Source organism: Pseudomonas gozinkensis (genome assembly GCF_014863585.1).
GTDB lineage: Bacteria > Pseudomonadota > Gammaproteobacteria > Pseudomonadales > Pseudomonadaceae > Aquipseudomonas > Aquipseudomonas gozinkensis.
In genome coordinates this window covers 2,707,682-2,725,112 of record NZ_CP062253.1, presented here as the reverse complement: position 1 = coordinate 2,725,112, position 17,431 = coordinate 2,707,682, and the positions used below count along the sequence as shown (strand labels likewise).

Genomic DNA, 17,431 nt, shown 5'->3' with positions numbered 1-17,431 from the left:
ATGCAGACCACCCTCAGCCCGCAAGCCCGGCAACTGCCCCGCGCCGAAGAAGCCGAAAGCATCCTCCGCACGTGCGTTCATTGCGGATTCTGCAATGCGACCTGCCCGACTTATCTATTGCTCGGCGATGAACTGGACGGCCCGCGCGGGCGAATCTATTTGATCAAGCAGGTGCTCGAAGGCAACGACGTCACGGTGAAAACCCAGCAACACCTGGATCGTTGTCTGTCGTGCCGCAACTGTGAAACCACCTGCCCTTCCGGCGTGGACTATCACAACTTGCTCGACATCGGCCGAGCGGTGGTGGACGCCGCCGTCCCGCGCCCGTTTGGGCAGCGTCTGTTGCGCGAAGGGCTTCGAATCGTAGTGCCCAATCCACAGCTGTTCAAAGGGTTGGTCACTGGCGGTCAGATGTTCCGGGCGCTACTGCCCGATGCCTTGCAAGACAAATTGCCAGGCAACGCGGTGATGCCTGCATCACATCCTGTCATCCGCCATGCAAGGCAAGTGCTGATGCTGGAGGGTTGCGTACAGCCGGGTTTGTCACCCAATACCAATGCGGCAGCGGCACGGGTGCTGGATCGTCTGGGTATCAGCGTGATCCCGGTCCGCGAGGCTGGCTGTTGCGGCGCGGTGGATTATCACCTCGACGCTCAGGCTACCGGACTTGACCGCGCCCGCCACAACATTGATGCGTGGTGGCCGGCCATCGAACAGGGCGCCGAGGCGATCGTGCAGACCGCCAGCGGTTGTGGTGCGTTCATCAAGGATTACGGGCATTTGCTAGGCGCCGATCCGGCTTATGCCGACAAGGCCAAAGCCGTCAGCACGCTGGCAAAAGACCTGGTCGAGGTGCTGCGCGACGAATCGCTCGAATCCCTTGGCATCCACGCTGATAAGCGCCTGGCCTTTCATTGCCCCTGCACTCTGCAGCACGCACAGAAACTAGGCAGTGCGGTGGAGTCGGTGCTGAATCGACTGGGCTTCAACCTCACGACTGTGCCGGACGCGCATCTGTGCTGTGGCTCGGCGGGCACCTACTCACTGACCCAGCCAACACTGGCCCGGCAGTTGCGCGACCAGAAACTCAATGCCCTGGAGAGCGGCCATCCGGATGTAATCGCCACCGCCAATATCGGCTGCCAGGTCCACCTCGACGGTGCGGGGCGCACGCCGGTCAGGCACTGGATCGAGTTGGTGGATGCCGCGTTGCCGTCGATGACCGAGAAATAGGATCGCTGTCGAGGGCCAAACGATGGGCGAAAAAAAACCGCCTTTGCGGGGCGGTTTTTTTCGACAAGCCTCAGTTTGCGGCTGGGGCTTGATGCATCTCACGGACAGCACTGACGTAGCGGAATACTATTTGCCTTTGGCTTTCGTTGCAACGTTATTTTGCAACGTATTGAATGATGTTATGTCAAGCCGAGGGCAGTCTTGACGGGCGTTCAGAAGACCAAATCATGCTGACAGAAATAACGAATTACAAAACTTGTCAGGTCTTTATCCAGGATCCTCAAAATCCCGTCATAAGACAGGTTAGTATGCGGACGCTCACTCGACAGTGCATACGTGAGGTTTGGCTGGAACCATAACGGCTTCATGCCCTTCGACACGGTTTTGCACCCGTGCCGGAATGATGGCTCGGAGGGATCACAACCGGCCGCCTCACGGACAGCACTGACCTGCCTGTCCGAAGGCACACATGATCCGGTAAGTGCGCTGGAGGTTTGGCCCCCGACCTGGAGGCCAAAACGTATGAAGCTGTTGCTGCGTACGCTGAGCCTCGTATGGAGATCGTTTCAAGCGTTCCGCTTTTACGAATTCCTGCGAGACCATTTCAACGACCTGAAATAACCGGTCGTTGATGCGGGAAGAAGCCCGTTTCAGTTTTGGCTGAAACGGGCTTTTTTATGCGTGTTAATAGCTGTCATAAGTAGGACTTATCTGAAGGTCTCTGTAGGACATTTCACCAATCACTTCGAACACCTTCAAACTTGTTACCGCAGCACGGGCGTCGACGCTCGTGTGACGTCACTCACACTGGTTATGAGCTAATAACCCCTTCATTAAACCGTCGCTCAAACGTTGTACTAGGATAGGATCCAATTTCCCGATTTGCGGTCACCGGCCAAGGACATCCGCCGGAGAGTCGGGAAAGCGCAATTCCCCCATTGCTACTCATGGATGAAACACATGAACTCACATCTGTTCCCTCACATCGGCAAGGTCATCGCCAGCACCGGTAGCCGGCATTTTCCGCGGATGCTGCATGACCTGATCCTCACCCAACTGGCCGTGGATGCCACGCATATCCGGCAGATGCGCGTGGAGCCGGTCGGACGTGCGCAACCGCGCACCGATCCGGAATGTCCCAAAGAGGCAACACTGACGGCCGAGACGGTGTATTCCGAGCTGAGCACCGATCCCGGCAACAGTGACGTGCCCGCCTCCGAACCCTCCACGGTGACCGACGCTTCGCAGTTGCACCTGACCCGACGCACGGACGGCTACCGTTATGTAATTTCCGTGTATCGCTGCGGCCCGTCGAAGCGGTTTTCCGCCCGGGAGCGCAGCCTGTTGCAGGACATCTCCCCGGTGTTGCTGCCCATGGTGGAAAAACACATTCACGCCCTGCAACCGGCGAATGCGGATCCAGAGGCGCAAGCCGCGGCGACCGAAGCATCGCTTCAAGGCCTGGAAACCCTGCGTCTGCGCTTTTGCGAGCGCGTGCAGCAACTGGGCCTGAGCCTGTCCAACCGTGAAATGGAGGTGTGCGTCGGCCTCCTCGCCGGCCGCACCGCGCCTGAACTGGCCGAACAGTTGCAACTGAAGGTCAACACCGTCGAGAGCTACCTCAAGCGCGCCGCCATCAAACTGGGGATCAGCGGCCGTCATTCGCTGATGCGCTGGATGTATTCACCTGAAGACTGTCCGGCCGCCTGCGACCCGTCCAACGCGGCCTGACCGCTCACACGCCTGTAAAGAAACCGCCGTCCTGTCGGGGACGGCGGTTTTTTCATACCCGCCGCTCAGTCGCGCGCCAACGCCTCGATCGGGTCGAGCCGCGATGCATTGCGCGCCGGCACAAAGCCGAACACGATGCCGATCAGCGTCGAGCAGAACACCGCCGTCAGCACCGAGGTCAGCGAGAACACCATTTCCCATTCCTTGATGAACAACGAAAACAGATGGCCAATGGCGTAACTCAACGAAATACCGATGGCCCCGCCCAGCAGACAGACCATCACCGCCTCCACCAGAAACTGCTGACGAATATCCGACTGCCGCGCCCCGACCGCCATACGAATGCCGATTTCGCGGGTACGCTCCGTGACCGACACCAGCATGATGTTCATCACCCCGATGCCCCCGACCACCAACGAAATCACAGCAATCAATGAGAGCAACAACGCCAGTGAGCGGCTGGTTTTCTGCACGGTCTGCATGACGCTGTCGAGGTTGTTGGTGAAGAAATCCTTGGTGCCGTGGCGCTGCAGCATCAGTTTGTTGACGTTGTCTTCTACCACTTTGCTCGGCTGGCCGTCCTTGATCCGCACGCTGATGCTGTCCAGGTAACGCTGGCCCAGCAACCGGCCGGCTGCGGTTTCATAAGGCACCCAGACATTCAGAGACTTGCTCGACGAGAAGATATTCTTGTTCTCTGCCGCCACACCGATCACGGTGCACGGCAGGTTGCCGATCAGGATCACCTGCCCCAGCGGATCGACTCCTTCGCCAAACAACCGATGGCGGGTGTTGTGATCGATCACCACCACCTGCGCCTGGCGCCGGGCATCGCTTTCGCTGAATGCAATGCCCGATTCCATCTTGATTCCGCGCACTTGGAAGTACAGATCGCTGACCCCGTTGACCTGCGCATCGAGGTCGATGTTGCGATAGCGCAGCAACAGATTGCGCCCAACCACCGGCGTGGCGCTGTCGACGTAATACAGCTGGTTGAGCGCCGTCACATCCGCCGGCACCAGGGTTTCGATGGCGGCCGAACGGCTGTCGCCGAAACTGGTGCCGGAATAGATATCGATGGTGTTGCTGCCGATGGCCTGAATGTCCTTCAGCACATAGCGCTTGGCCCCTTCGCCGATGGCTGAAATCGACACTACCGAGGTGATGCCGATGACGATCCCGAGCATGGTCAGCAGTGTGCGCATCCGATGGGAAATCAGCGCGACCCAGGCCATGTTGAAGGCCTCTTTGAACAACCCGAGGCTGGCCACCAGACGTCGCGCTGCCGTGGATTTGGGCACCGCGTCCTCATTGGTCAGTGCCGTGGTGTCGCGCTCGTTGCGGCGGTCGCTGAGGATTTCACCGTCGCTGACTTCGATGATGCGCTCGGCGTTGGCCGCGACCTTGGGGTCGTGGGTCACCAGAATCACCGTGTGCCCGGCCGCGTGCAGCTCCAGCAGAATCCGCATCACCTCCTTGCCGCTGGTGGTATCGAGGGCGCCGGTCGGCTCATCCGCGAGAATCACTTCGCCGCCATTCATCAGCGCCCGAGCGATACTCACCCGCTGCTGCTGACCGCCCGATAGCTGGCTCGGACGATGGGTCAGGTGCCCTTCCAGCCCGAGGCGCGCCAACAATTCACGGGCTCGGGCATGACGCTGCGGTTCCGGCGTGCCAGCGTAGATCGCCGGCATCTCGACGTTGTGCATCGCGCTCAGATGCGGCAGCAAGTGATAGCGCTGGAAGATGAAGCCGAAATAGTCACGACGCAGTTCGGCCAGCGCCTGATTGTCCAGATCACGGGTTTCCCGACCGTTGATCCTGTAGCTGCCGGCCGTGGCGTAATCGAGGCAGCCGAGGATGTTCATCAATGTCGATTTGCCGGAGCCCGAGGCGCCGATGATCGCCACCATTTCCCCGGCATGGATCGTCAGGTCGATATTCTTCAGCGCCAGAAATTCACGGTCGCCCGCAGTGAAACTGCGGCTGATGCCGGTCAGTTGCAGCAGAGGTTCGCTCATGCTCATGCCCCTGCCACTTTCGACACCGGATCACCGATCACCACCCGGTCGCCTTCGGCCAGACCGTCGTTGACCTGCACCTTGACGTTGTTGTTGATCCCGGTCTGCACATTGCGCGACTGCGCCTGGCCCTTGGCGTCCAGCACCCGCACCGGGAAACTGCCGTCGTTGTTGCGCGGCCCCAGCGCGGCCACCGGAATCGTCAGCACCGATTTGGCGGTATCGAGCACCACCCGGACCTGAGCCGTCATGGAAATACGCAGGCGATGATCGGGGTTGGGCACATCGAACAGCGCGTTGTAGAACACCGCCGTATTCTGCTTCGGCGTGCCGGCGGGCGGAGTTTCGAGAAAATTCTGCGGGGCAGGCTCAGTGCCGCGCAGCTTGCCGTAATAACGCTTGTCCTCGCCGAGAATGGTGAAGTACACCTCCTGCCCCGGCGCGATGTGAATGACGTCGGCCTCCGACACCTGAGCCTTGACGGTCATGGTGTCCAGATCCGCCAGTTTCAGCAGAACCGGCGCCAGTTGGCTGGCGATCACGGTCTGGCCTTCCTGAGTGACGATGCCCACCACGTCGCCGTCGATGGGCGCGACGATCCGCGTGTAGGCCAGATTGACCTTGGCGGTGTCGATCTGGATGTGCGCACTCTTGATCTGTGCATCCAGCGACATCAGGTTGGCCTGCTGCACTTCATAGTTCGATTGCGCGGTTTCGAAATCCTGACGCGAGATCGAAGCGTCCTCCTGCAGGTTTTGATAGCGCTCGTAGATCGCCTTGGTCTGCCGCAACTGAGCCTGAGTCGCCCGGCGTTGGGCTTGCAGATTCTCCTCATCGACCTGTGCCTGACGCAGGGTGTTCTGCAGCACCAGCGGATCGATTTCCGCCAGCCACTGACCCTTCTTGACCTTGTCGCCGACCTTGACCTTGAGCGACTTCAACTGGCCCGAAACCTGGGCACCGACGTCCACCTGCTTGATGCCCTCCAGCAGACCGGTGGCCAGCACTGCGTTTTCAATGTCAGCGCGTTCGACCGTGGCGGTCAGGTATTGCGGTGCCTCGGCCGGCGCCTGCACCGTGTAGAACACCAACCCGGCCACCAGCGTCAACGCGACTCCCAGACCGACTTTGCGCAACTTCGACTGTTCCATAAATGACCACAATTCCGTTCAGGGTTGAGCCCGGCCAGCGGCCGGGTTCCAGGATGAAAACTTCACTCAGGACAACACTTGACCCGCCGCCACCGTCAGCCCGTCATGCCACCACGCCGCGAGACTGAAGACGTTGGGCGCCTTGAGAATCGTGAAGTGGTTGCCGGGGCCGTACCACACCGCCAGATCCCTGGCCTCGCGCTGCCAGCCTTCGAGCATCGCCGCCTGTTCGCGCTGGTTGCCCGTTGCATCCAGGGTCGGGTCGTCCACCAGCGCCAGACGCACCGGCCCGGTGTAGGCCAGCGCCGGCCGATAGACCGTGCGCAGCGCGGTGGCGAAGGTGCGCACAGGGCCCTGCATCGCATCGACTGACGCACGTTCAGACAGCACACCCGCATGGACCATCCCCTCATGCAGCAGGCGCATTTGCGTAGGGTCATCGGCTTCAGCGAAGGCCAGCGCATCGATGCCCAGAGACTTGCCGCTGGACAATTGCAGCGACTCGATCAGCCGCAACAACGCCGCCGTCGTGGTGTACGGCTTGCCCACGACGCTGTTGCCTCCCGGCGATTCGCTGTCGATCAGGGTCAGGGACGCCACCTCGCGCCCCGCCGCCTGCAATTGAGCCGCCATGGCGTAGGCCACCCAACCACCGAACGAATGCCCGATCAGATGCACCGGTCCTTGCGGATACAACTGCTCAAGTGCCCGCAGGTAGAACGCGGCGGCGCTTTCGACCCGGCTGTGCGGCACCGTCGCGCCGTCGAGGCCTCGGGGTTGCAGCCCATGAATCGGCCACTCCGGCCCCAGCGCCTCGGTCAGGTGGATGAACCCGGTGACACTGTCCCCGGCCCCCGGCACACAGAAAATCGGCGCATGGCCGGCGTGACCGGTCTGGATCGTCAGCAGTGGCTGATAGGCTCGGGATTCGATGGCAGTCAAAGCCTGCAATGCCTGGCTGAGCGCCTGACCGAGCACGTGCACATGCGGCGCCTGCATCATGCTCTGGTGATCGCCCGGCACATCGATGCAGCGCAGCAGCGTGGATGCAATCTCGTCCGACCAGCCCAGGGTCGGGTGTCGCCGGGACAGCTCCGTCGGATGTTCCTGCGCCCGGAACAAGTGCAGCGGCAAGCCCAATGGATTGATCCGGTAATGCGCCAGCGCATGCCCGTGGGCGACCTCGCGGTCGAGGTAGTGCCAGAGGTCTTGAAGCGCGGCGGCGGCCATGTCCGGGTGCAGCAGTTGTTCTTCCCGGCAACGGTTCAACAGCGGCTGGAAGTCGATCTGTTCCAGCTCGGTCTGCAACAGCGCCAGATGCGCCAGCGCAGTTTGTCCCGCCTCGCCGCGCGTGGCCCAGTACATCGTGCAATGCTGCAACAATTGGCGCTTGTGCGCGTGCTCATCGCTCCAGCGCGCCTTGCCCTGATCGGTCAGACGCGGCACGAAACTGTCGATCAGACCAACGAACGCCACTGCCTCATCCATGCCGAGCAACTGCATCGCCACTTCATAGGCCAGCACCCCGCCGAACGACCAGCCGGCCAGGCGATAAGGCCCTTGCGGTTGCACCGAACGGATGATGTCCACCATGCGTGCGGCGAGGCATTCCATGGTGCGCAGCGGTGCCTTGCCGAACGGAATGCCCGGCAGGCCGTAGATCGGGAAATCGCCGTCGATGTGCAGGCCCAGCGCCGGGAAGTAGGCGTCCAGTCCGCTGAACTCATGGACCAGGAACAACGGCGTGCCGGTGCCACCGGCACGCACCACGACCAGCCCGTCGTCCTGCTGCTCGGTGCCCGTACGCTGGCTGAGCAAGGTGCCGAGCGACTCGATGCTGGCGTGCTGGAACAGCTCGGCCAGCGTCACCTCCAGCCCGTTCTGCTGCATCAGGTTGACCAGACGAATCGCCAGCAACGAATGGCCACCCAGTTCGAAGAAGTTGTCGTGACGACCGACCTGTTCGACCTGCAACACCTCGGCCCACAACTGCGCCAGGGTTTCCTCCAGCGGATTGGCCGGGGCTTCATAGGCGCGGCTGAGCAGCGCGTCCTGCGCCGGGATCGGCAAGGCTTTGCGGTCCACTTTGCCGTTGTTGTTCAGAGGCAAGGCGTCGAGTTGCACCCAAGCCGACGGCACCATGTATTCCGGCAGGCGTGCTTGCAATTGTTCGCGCAGGCTGGCGCTGTCCACGCCCTCTTCGGCGGTGAAGTACGCCACCAGGCGCAACGGTTCCTGGCCGTCCTGACGTGCCAGCACGATGGCTTCCTTCACCCCTTTGCAGTTCAGCAGGCGGTTTTCGATTTCCCCCAGTTCGATGCGGAAGCCACGGATTTTCACCTGATCGTCGTTACGGCCGATGCATTCCAGTTGGCCCGGCGCGAGCCAGCGTGCGAGGTCGCCGGTGCGATACAGCAATCCGCCCGGTTGCTCGCTGAACGGGTCTTGCAGGAATTTTTCGGCAGTCAGGTCCGGGCGATTCAGATAGCCCAGCGCCACGCCCTGCCCGCCGATGTACAGCTCGCCAGTCACGCCCATCGGTACGGGTTGCTGACGGGCGTCGAGCACGTAGACCTGGGTGTTGGAGATCGGGCCGCCGATCGGCACGCTGTCGGCACCCTCTGCCACTTCGCGCACTTCGAAGGTTGTGGCGTAGGTGGTGGTTTCGGTCGGGCCGTAGCAGTGGACGATGCGCAGGTTTGGCGCTTCGGCCAGCAAGCGGCGGAAGGCGGCCGGATCGGCGCGTTCGCCACCGCAGAGCACAATGCGCAGGCCCTTCAGCGCCTCGGGAATCAACTGTACGTACTGGTTGAACAGCGCGGTGGTGACGAACAGGATCGTTGCGCCGGTGTTGGCCAGTGCCTGACCGAAAGCGTGTGGATCGAGCAAGGTCGCGTGATCGATCACCACCACTCGCCCCCCGTTGAGCAACGGCCCCCAGACGTCCATGGTGCTGGCGTCGAACGCCGGGTTGGAGACGAACGCCACCCGATCCTGCGCATTGAAATCCGCATAACCGTTGTTGATCACCAGCCGGCCGATCGCCCGGTGCGGCACCATCACGCCCTTTGGTGTGCCGGTAGAGCCGGAGGTGTACATGATGTAAGCCAGCGATTCCGAGGACTGTGGCAGATCCGGGTTATGAACCGCTTGCACGCCCAGCTCCAGTAAATCCAGATCAATCCGGCGCACAGCGTAATCAACCATTTCAGTGCTGAAGCTCAGCAGCGCTTTCGCCCCGCAATCCTCAACCATGAACGCCTGACGCTCGGCCGGCGCGTTGATGTCCAGCGGCACATAAGCCGCCGCACACTTGCCGATGGCCAGTTGCGCGACCAGCAGATCCAGCGAACGCGGCAACAGGATCGCCACATGCTCGCCCGGCTGTACGCCCTGCCCGATCAGAAAATGGGCCAGTCGGTTGGCCCGTTGATTCAGTTCGTCATAGGTCAACGTCGCGCGGCCATGCACCGCCGCCAGATGTTGCGGATGCAGTTTCACTTGCTGCTCGAACAGACCATGAACCGTCGACCCCGACGGGTATTCGCGCTGGGTGGCGTTGAACCCGACCAACAGCTCCCGACGTTCATCCGGCGGCAAAATCGACAATTGATCGACGCCCAGTTGCGGCGTCTGCTCCAAAGCCTGCAACAAGCTGCCAACCGCAAGGTGCATGTAGTCACAGATTCGCCCGGCATCAATCCCGGCCGTGGTCAACGCGGTCAGGCTGAAGTCTTCGCCCAGGTCATCGACGCTCAGGCTCAGGCGGTAGTTGCTGCGCTCTTCGGCATCGAGTAACTGCATGCCCTGCCATGCCGCTAGGACCTCAGCGGATGGCGTGCCCCCGCCGCCACTGTGGCGGTAATTGAACAACGCATTGAACAGCGACGCTCCTGGCGCCATGGCGCTGCAACGCTGCACCAACGCCAGCGGCGCGTGTTCGTGATGCAGCAAGCGGTTCAAGCGCTGATGGGTCGCCAGCACGGCCTCCCTCACCGATTGCCCGCCCAGATCGATGCGCAGCGGCAAGGTATTGATGAACACCCCCAACGCCCGTTCGGCCCCTTCACCGCCGTGCAGCCGGCCAAGCAGCACCGTGCCGAACACCACGTTTTCACGCCCCGACAATTGCCCCAGCACGTTGGCCCAGGCCAGGTGCATCAGGCTCGCGGCGCTGACGCCCAGACGTCTGGCCTTGGCCCTGACTCGCTGGCTCAACGCGGTGTCCAGCAACCGCTGCGCATGCCCGTTGCCGCTGTCCGCGACAGAACTCTGGCCATACGGCAGGGTCGGTTCGTCGATATCGCCGAGCATGTCGCGGAAGAACGTCTCATGCTCCTCCTCGCTCAGCCCCGAGCGCGTACGGGCGACGTAAGTGCGATACGGCACCGGTTCGGCCAGTTGCCGAACCTCGCCGAGCAGGACCGACTGCATCTCGTGGCGCAACACCTCCAGCGCAATGTGATCCATGACCAGGTGATGGAACAGCAACAGCGCCACCACGCGCCGGTTGACCGCATCCCAGCCGTGCACCACGCGCATCAGTGGCGCCTGCGTGACAGCCATGCGGTACTGCCGGACATCGAAGCGGCTGCGCAGTTGGCTCAGCGCATCGACTTCACCAACGTCCAGTTCGACCGTTTCACACACCAGCGATGCCTGGCGCCAGACCACTTGCACCGGCTCTTGCAGACCGTCCCAGAACAGCGACGTACGCAGGATGTCATGGCGTTCGATCACGGCCTGCAAGGCTTCGGCGAATACCCGCAGCCGGGATTCATCGGCAAAAGCGAACTGCGCCTGCAGCACATACGGATCGCCCTGCGGTGCCGACAAATGATGGAACAGAATGCCGGCCTGCAACGGCGCCAGCGGGTAGATGTCCTGCACATTGGCCGCGCCGCCGGGAATGCTGGTGACGATGCGGTCGATGGCGGGCTGGTCCAGTGCAACCAGCGGCAGCATGTCCGGGGTGATGTGTTTGCAGTCCGGCGCGATGCGGTTGGCCGGGACTTCAGTCTCCGTCTCATCGCCGACCGCAGCGGCCAGTGCGGCAAGCGTCGGCTGACTGAACAGCACGCGCACGTCGGCGGCCAGACCGACATGGCGCATCCGCGCCACCAGGTTGACGGCCATCAGCGAGTGTCCGCCCAGTTCAAAGAAGTTGTCATGGCGCCCTACTCGCTCTACGTTGAGCAGTTCGGCCCAGAGGCCTGCGAGGAGAATTTCCACCTCGCCGACCGGGGCTTCGTATTCGCGAGTGATCACCGAGGCCTGATCCGGCACCGGCAACGCCTTGCGGTCGAGCTTGCCGTTCGGACTGAGCGGCAGAGCATCGAGGTGCATGAACACCGCCGGCACCATGTAATCCGGCAGGTGCTCCAGCAGGTGACCGCGCAGCACGTCGATGTCCAGCCGGGCGCCGGTGTAATAGGCGATCAGACGTTTGTCCCCCGGCACGTCTTCGCGGGCCAATACCGCCGCTTCCTGCACGCCGCCGATGTCGGTCAGGCGGGACTGGATTTCGCCGAGTTCGATGCGCAGGCCACGGATTTTGACCTGATCATCATTGCGGCCCAGGTATTCGATGTTGCCGTCCGCCAGATAACGGGCGACGTCGCCGGTGCGGTACATGCGGCCATTGGGCTGGAATGGATCCTGAAGGAAACGCTCAGCGCCCAATTCGGGACGATTCAAGTAACCGCGAGCCACTTGCACGCCACCGATGTACAGCTCGCCGACCACGCCTTGTGGCACCGGTTGTTGCTGGGCGTCGAGGATGTACATGCGGGTGTTGGCGATCGGTTTGCCGATCGGGGTGTTGTCCGGTGTGGTGTCAATTGGTCCGGCGCAATCCCAAGCCGTAACGTCCACTGCTGCTTCGGTCGGGCCGTACAGGTTATGCAAGCCGCTACCCGGCAATTGCTGCTTGAAGCGCCGCACCAGACTGCCCGGCAACGCTTCACCGCTGCACATCACCTGACGCAAACCATGGCAACGCGCGGTGTCGCCATGGGCGAGGAACACGTCGAGCATCGATGGTACGAAGTGCAGCGTGGTGATGCGTTCGGCTTCGATGACTTCGCTGAGGTACAGCGGATCCTTGTGCCCGCCCGGACGGGCCATGACCAGTCGCGCGCCGGTCATCAGCGGCCAGAAGAATTCCCAGACCGAGACGTCGAAGCTGAACGGAGTCTTTTGCAGCACAGCATCTTCGAAGCCAAGGCGATAGGCGTCCTGCATCCACAGCAAGCGGTTGACCACACCACTGTGCTCGTTGATCACGCCTTTCGGCTGACCGGTCGAACCTGAGGTGTAGATCACGTAGGCCGTGTGTTGCGGGGTCAGTCCATCGACCGAAAGATTGTCGGCCGAGAGCGATTGCCAGGTGTCGTGATCCAGATCGACCACCGGCACCGCGACCTCACCCAACAACCCGCGAGTCGAACCCTGCACCAACACCGCCGACGGCGCGCTGTCCTCCAGCATGTACGCCAGACGCTCCAACGGATACGCCGGATCCAGCGGCACATAACCGCCGCCGGCCTTCAGAATGGCCAGCAACCCGACCACCATCTCCAGCCCCCGCTCGACGCAGATCGCCACTCGCGCATCCGGGCCAACGCCCAGTCCGCGCAGGTGATGGGCCAAACGGTTGGCCCGAGCGTTCAGCTCGGCATAACTCAGTCGTTGTTCACCGGAAAGCACCGCCACAGCCTGCGGCGACCGCAAGACCTGCGCCTCGAACAAGCCATGAATGCTTTGCTCAAGGTCGTAATCAACGTCAGTGGCATTGAAGCCATGCAACAAATGTCGACGCTCATCCTCCGCCAGCACATCCACCTGCTCCAGCAGCGCCTGATCATTGCCGACCATGGCCTGCAACAGCTGTTGCAAGTAACCGGCATAACGCTGAACCGTCGATTCATCGAACAGCGCCGTGGCGTATTCCAGCGAACCCCGGATCACGCCTTGCGCCTCACCCAACGTCAGCGACAGATCGAACTTGGCAAAGTAGCTCGGCTCGGCAACGCCTTCCAGCGTCAGGTCACCAAGAACCAGCGTCGCACCGCTGCCGCTGTCCCAGCTCAGCAGCGTCTGGAACAACGGGCTGTGGGACAGGCTGCGCACCGGCCGGGTGATTTCCACCACCTGTTCGAACGGCAGATCCTGATGAGCCTGCGCCGCAAGCGTGCACGCCTTGACCCGCGCCAGCAGCGCCTCGACGCTCAGCGCGCCCGAGGTGTCGATGCGCACGGCCAGCGTGTTGACGAACAACCCGATCAGCCCTTCGATTTCCGCCCGGTTGCGGTTGGCGACCGGTGAGCCGATCACCACGTCCGACTGCCCGGACAAGCGACCGAGCAACATCGCCCACGCGCTCATGACCGCCATGTACGGCGTCACGCCGTGCCGCTGACACAGCGCCTTGAGGCCTGCGCTCAAACGTTCATCCAGCCGGATGTCGACACTGCTGCCGGCGTAATCCTGCTGGGCCGGGCGTGGACGATCGGTCGGCAACATCAACAGTGCCGGCGCACCGGCCAGGGTCTGCTGCCAGTAATCGCTCTGACGCTGCAAGACTTCACCGCTCAGCCAGCGGCGCTGCCACACGGCGTAGTCGGTGTACTGCAACGCCAGCGGCGGCAGCGGATCGGCCTCGCCATGGCTGAACGCCTGATACAGCGCCATCAGCTCGCGGGTCAGCACACCCATCGACCAGCCATCGGAGACGATGTGGTGCAGGGTCAGCAACAGCACATGATGATCATCGGCGAGTCGCACCAGACGCCCGCGAATCAGTGGATCGTCCTGCAAATCGAACGGCCCCGACGCTTCGCCCTGAATCAGTGCCTGCAAGGCTTCGTCGGCCTGCGGGTGCTGGCGCAAGTCTTCGACCCGCAACAGCACACCGCTGTCGAGCGGCGCGATCAGCACCTGGGCTTCCTCGTTGAACTGGGCAAAACGGCTGCGCAGGGTTTCGTGACGCTCGACGATCCGCGCCAGTGCCCGTTGCAGGGCCGCTTCATCGAGGCGACCGCGCAGGCGCAGGCCGAGCGGAATGTTGTAAGCGGTGTTGGCGCCTTCCAGCTGGGACATGAACCACAAGCGTTGCTGGGCGAACGACAACGGCAGCGCGCCCTCGCGTGGCGCCGGCCTGATTGCCGGTTGCGTGCAGCGCCCGGCCTCGGCCAGCACCTCGGCCACAGCGGCGAGTTCGGCGTTGGCGAACAGCTCGGCGAGGGTCAGTTCCACCCCCAGCCGCTGGCGTACCTGAGACAGCATGCGCATCGCCAGCAACGAGTGGCCGCCCAGTTCGAAAAAGTGATCCTGACGCCCGACCTGTTCGACTTGCAGCACTTCGGCCCAGATCTGCGCCAGGGTGGTTTCCAGTTCACCTTGCGGCGCCTGATAGTCGCGGGTGAACAAGGCACTGCGATCCGGCACCGGCAGCGCCTTGCGGTCGACCTTGCCGTTGGCGGTCAGTGGTAGCGCGTCGAGTCTGACGAACGCGGCCGGCACCATGTATTCCGGCAACTGGCTCAGCAAGTGCGCCCGCAACTCGGCCATGGCCAACGGCTCGACCTGTGGCTGCTCGGTGAAATACGCCACCAGCCGCACCTGGCCGGGTTCGTCTTCGCGGGCCACCAGCACCGCCTCCTGAATGCCGGGCAATTGGTTGAGGCGGGTTTCGATTTCGCCGAGTTCGACCCGCACACCACGGATTTTCACCTGATCGTCGTTACGCCCCAGGTATTCGATGGAACCGTCGGCGCGCCAGCGGGCCAGGTCACCTGTGCGGTACATGCGCCCGTGGTTGAACGGGTCGTTTACGAAACGTTCTTCAGTCAGATCCGGACGATTCAGGTAACCCCGGGCCACACCGGCGCCGCCCACATAAAGCTCCCCGGCCACGCCGACCGGCACCGGACGCAGCTGCTCATCGAGCAGGTACACCGTCGCGTTGGCGATCGGTTTGCCGATGTGCAACGCCTGCCCCGCTTCAACGATGCCCGAGGTGGCAACCACCGTTGCCTCGGTCGGGCCGTAGTTGTTGACCACATCGAACGACTGCTGACGGTTGAACTGACGCAAGCGGTCGCCACCGATCAGCAGCGTGCGCAGGGTCGGGTGTTCGAGGTTCTGGCTGAAGGCGTATTCGGCCACCGGCGTGGGCAGGAAGCTCACGTCCAGCGGCTGCGCGCGCCACCAATCGAGCAACGCGTCCACGTCTTCGCTGCCATCGCGGGCCGGCGCCAGGTGCAGGGTCGCGCCGGCGCACAGGGCCGGCCAGACTTCCCAGGCCATGGCGTCGAAGCCGAAACCGGCAAGGCTTGAAGTGTGGCGACCGGCGCACAAGTCGAACGCCTTGCAGTGCCAGTCGACGAGGTTGCTCAGGGTGTGGTGTTCGACCATCACGCCTTTGGGCAAACCGGTGGAGCCCGAGGTGTAGATGACGTAGGCCAGGTGTTCGCTGGTCAGCCCCGGCACTTGCGGATTGCCGGTTTCGGAGTCCGGCCAGACCTGCAAATCGAGGTCGATCACCGGGACGTTCAGCGCCGGCAGGCGTTCGCGCAAATCACTCAGGCACAGCACCGCCACGGGAGCACTGTCGCTCAGCAGATAGTTCAAGCGCTCCGCCGGGTGTGCCGGATCCACTGGCACATAACCGGCGCCGGCCTTGAGAATGGCCACCAGCCCGATCAGCGTGTCGAGCCCACGCCGGGCAACGATGGCCACCCGATCATCGGGGCGAACACCCAGCCCGATCAGATGATGGGCCAGGGTGTTGGCCTGTTGGTTCAGTTCGGCAAAGGTCAACGCCTGCCCTTGGCAGACCGCCGCAACCGCTTCGGGTCGCTCGATCACTTGCGCCTCGAATCGCTGCGCAATCGTCAGCCCCGACACAAACTCAGCGTGCGTGTCGTTGAACGCAACCAGCAACTGTTCACGCTCGTATGCCTGAACCATATCGAGCTGTTCCAGCGCCGCCTGATCGTTGGCAACCATCCCGCGCAGCAACTGCTCGAAGTAGCCGGCGTAACGCTGGATGGTCGACTCATCGAACAACGCCGTGGCGTATTCCAGCACGCCGCGAATGCCCTCGCGGGTTTCGCCCAGGGTCAGCGACAGGTCGAACTTGGCGAAACGGGTCGGGCCAGCCACGCTTTCCAGCGCCAGCTCACCCAGCGCCAGCGCCGGTCCGACGCTGTTTTCCCAGCTCAAGGTGTTCTGGAACAACGGGCTGTGGGACAGGCTGCGCGCCGGCCGGGTGACTTCCACCACCTGCTCGAAGGGCAGGTCTTGATGGGCCTGCGCCTCAAGCGTGCACGCCTTGACCCGCGCCAGCAGCGCCTCGACGCTGAGCCCGCCGGACGTGTCGATGCGCAGGGCCAGGGTATTGATGAACAACCCGATCAACCCTTCGATTTCCGCCCGGCCACGGTTGGCAATCGGCGAGCCGATCACCACGTCCGACAGGCCGGACAAGCGACCGAGCAACAGCGCCCAGGCGCTCACCATCGTCATGTACATCGTCACGCCGTGCCGCTGGCTCAGCGCCTTGAGCCCGGCGCTCAGTGGCTCGTCCAGCCGGAACTCGACGCTGGCGCCGGTGTAATCCTGTTGCGCCGGACGCGGACGATCGGTCGGCAGCACCAGCAAGGTCGGGGCCCCGGCCAGATTCTGCTGCCAGTAATCGCTCTGCCGTTGCAGCACTTCGCCGCTCAACCAGCGGCGTTGCCAGATCGCGTAGTCGGCATATTGCAGCGCCAGTGGTGGCAGCGGATCGGCTTCGCCCTGGCTGAACGCCTGATACAGCGCCATCAGTTCACGGGTCAGCACGCCCATCGACCAGCCATCGGAGATGATGTGGTGCAGGGTCAATAGCAACACATGGTGATCGTCGGCCAACCGCACCAGTCGCCCGCGAATCAAAGGATCGTGCTGCAGATCGAACGGGGTCGAGGCCTGTTCACGGATCAACGCCTGCAAGGCTTCGTCGGCGTGTGGATGCTGACGCAGATCTTCGACCCGCAGCAGCACCGCGTCGTCGAGCGCCGCGATCGTCACCTGCACATCGTCGTTGTGCGGGACAAAACGGCTGCGCAGGGTTTCGTGGCGGTCGATGATCCGCGCCAGTGCCCGTTGCAGCGCCGCCTCGTCGAGATCACCGCGCAGGCGCAGGCCCAGCGGAATGTTGTAGGCCGTGTTGACGCCTTCCATCCGCGCCAGAAACCACAGCCGTTGCTGGGCGAACGACAGCGGCAGCGAACCGTCGCGAGGCACTGGAAC

5 protein-coding genes (1 of these 5 only partly in view) are annotated in these 17,431 nt (G+C 62.8%); 2 read left to right on the top strand and 3 right to left on the bottom strand.

Translation table 11 applies throughout. The annotated features are described in order from the left end of the window. Both glcF and IHQ43_RS12075 read left to right on the top strand, forming a co-directional pair. Positions 1-1,233, top strand: a complete 1,233-nt coding sequence (glcF, locus tag IHQ43_RS12080; protein ID WP_192564535.1) for a glycolate oxidase subunit GlcF — start codon at positions 1-3, stop codon at positions 1,231-1,233. A 960-nt stretch (positions 1,234-2,193) separates the two neighbouring features. Further along, positions 2,194-2,964 carry a helix-turn-helix transcriptional regulator gene (locus IHQ43_RS12075; RefSeq protein WP_192564534.1) on the top strand — a complete coding sequence of 257 codons (771 nt, stop codon included), beginning with the start codon at positions 2,194-2,196 and terminating at the stop codon, positions 2,962-2,964. Between the two features lie 65 nt (positions 2,965-3,029). Here IHQ43_RS12075 and IHQ43_RS12070 read toward each other — a convergent pair whose 3' ends face one another. The 3 genes from IHQ43_RS12070 to IHQ43_RS12060 all read right to left on the bottom strand — a co-directional run. Continuing rightward, positions 3,030-4,985 carry a MacB family efflux pump subunit gene (locus IHQ43_RS12070; protein ID WP_192564533.1) on the bottom strand — a complete coding sequence of 652 codons (1,956 nt, stop codon included), beginning with the start codon at positions 4,983-4,985 and terminating at the stop codon, positions 3,030-3,032. Between the two features lie 2 nt (positions 4,986-4,987). Further along, complete coding sequence (gene macA / locus IHQ43_RS12065) at positions 4,988-6,136, bottom strand: macrolide transporter subunit MacA (protein ID WP_192564532.1); 1,149 nt, start codon at positions 6,134-6,136, stop codon at positions 4,988-4,990. A gap of 66 nt (positions 6,137-6,202) precedes the next feature. Further along, positions 6,203-17,431, bottom strand: partial view of a non-ribosomal peptide synthetase gene (locus tag IHQ43_RS12060; RefSeq protein WP_192564531.1) — the 3' portion only. 3,420 nt of this gene lie beyond the right edge of the window; the window shows 11,229 of its 14,649 coding nt (coding positions 3,421-14,649); its start codon lies off the right edge, out of view — the gene reads right to left on this strand; it ends in the stop codon at positions 6,203-6,205.

Bases quoted from the DNA above. Each gene is read 5' to 3' on its own strand.
- glcF (WP_192564535.1), top strand. From the start codon at position 1: ATGCAGACCACCCTCAGCCCGCAAGCCCGGCAACTGCCCCGCGCCGAA.
- IHQ43_RS12075 (WP_192564534.1), top strand. From the start codon at position 2,194: ATGAACTCACATCTGTTCCCTCACATCGGCAAGGTCATCGCCAGCACC.
- IHQ43_RS12070 (WP_192564533.1), bottom strand. From the start codon at position 4,985: ATGAGCGAACCTCTGCTGCAACTGACCGGCATCAGCCGCAGTTTCACT.
- macA (WP_192564532.1), bottom strand. From the start codon at position 6,136: ATGGAACAGTCGAAGTTGCGCAAAGTCGGTCTGGGAGTCGCGTTGACG.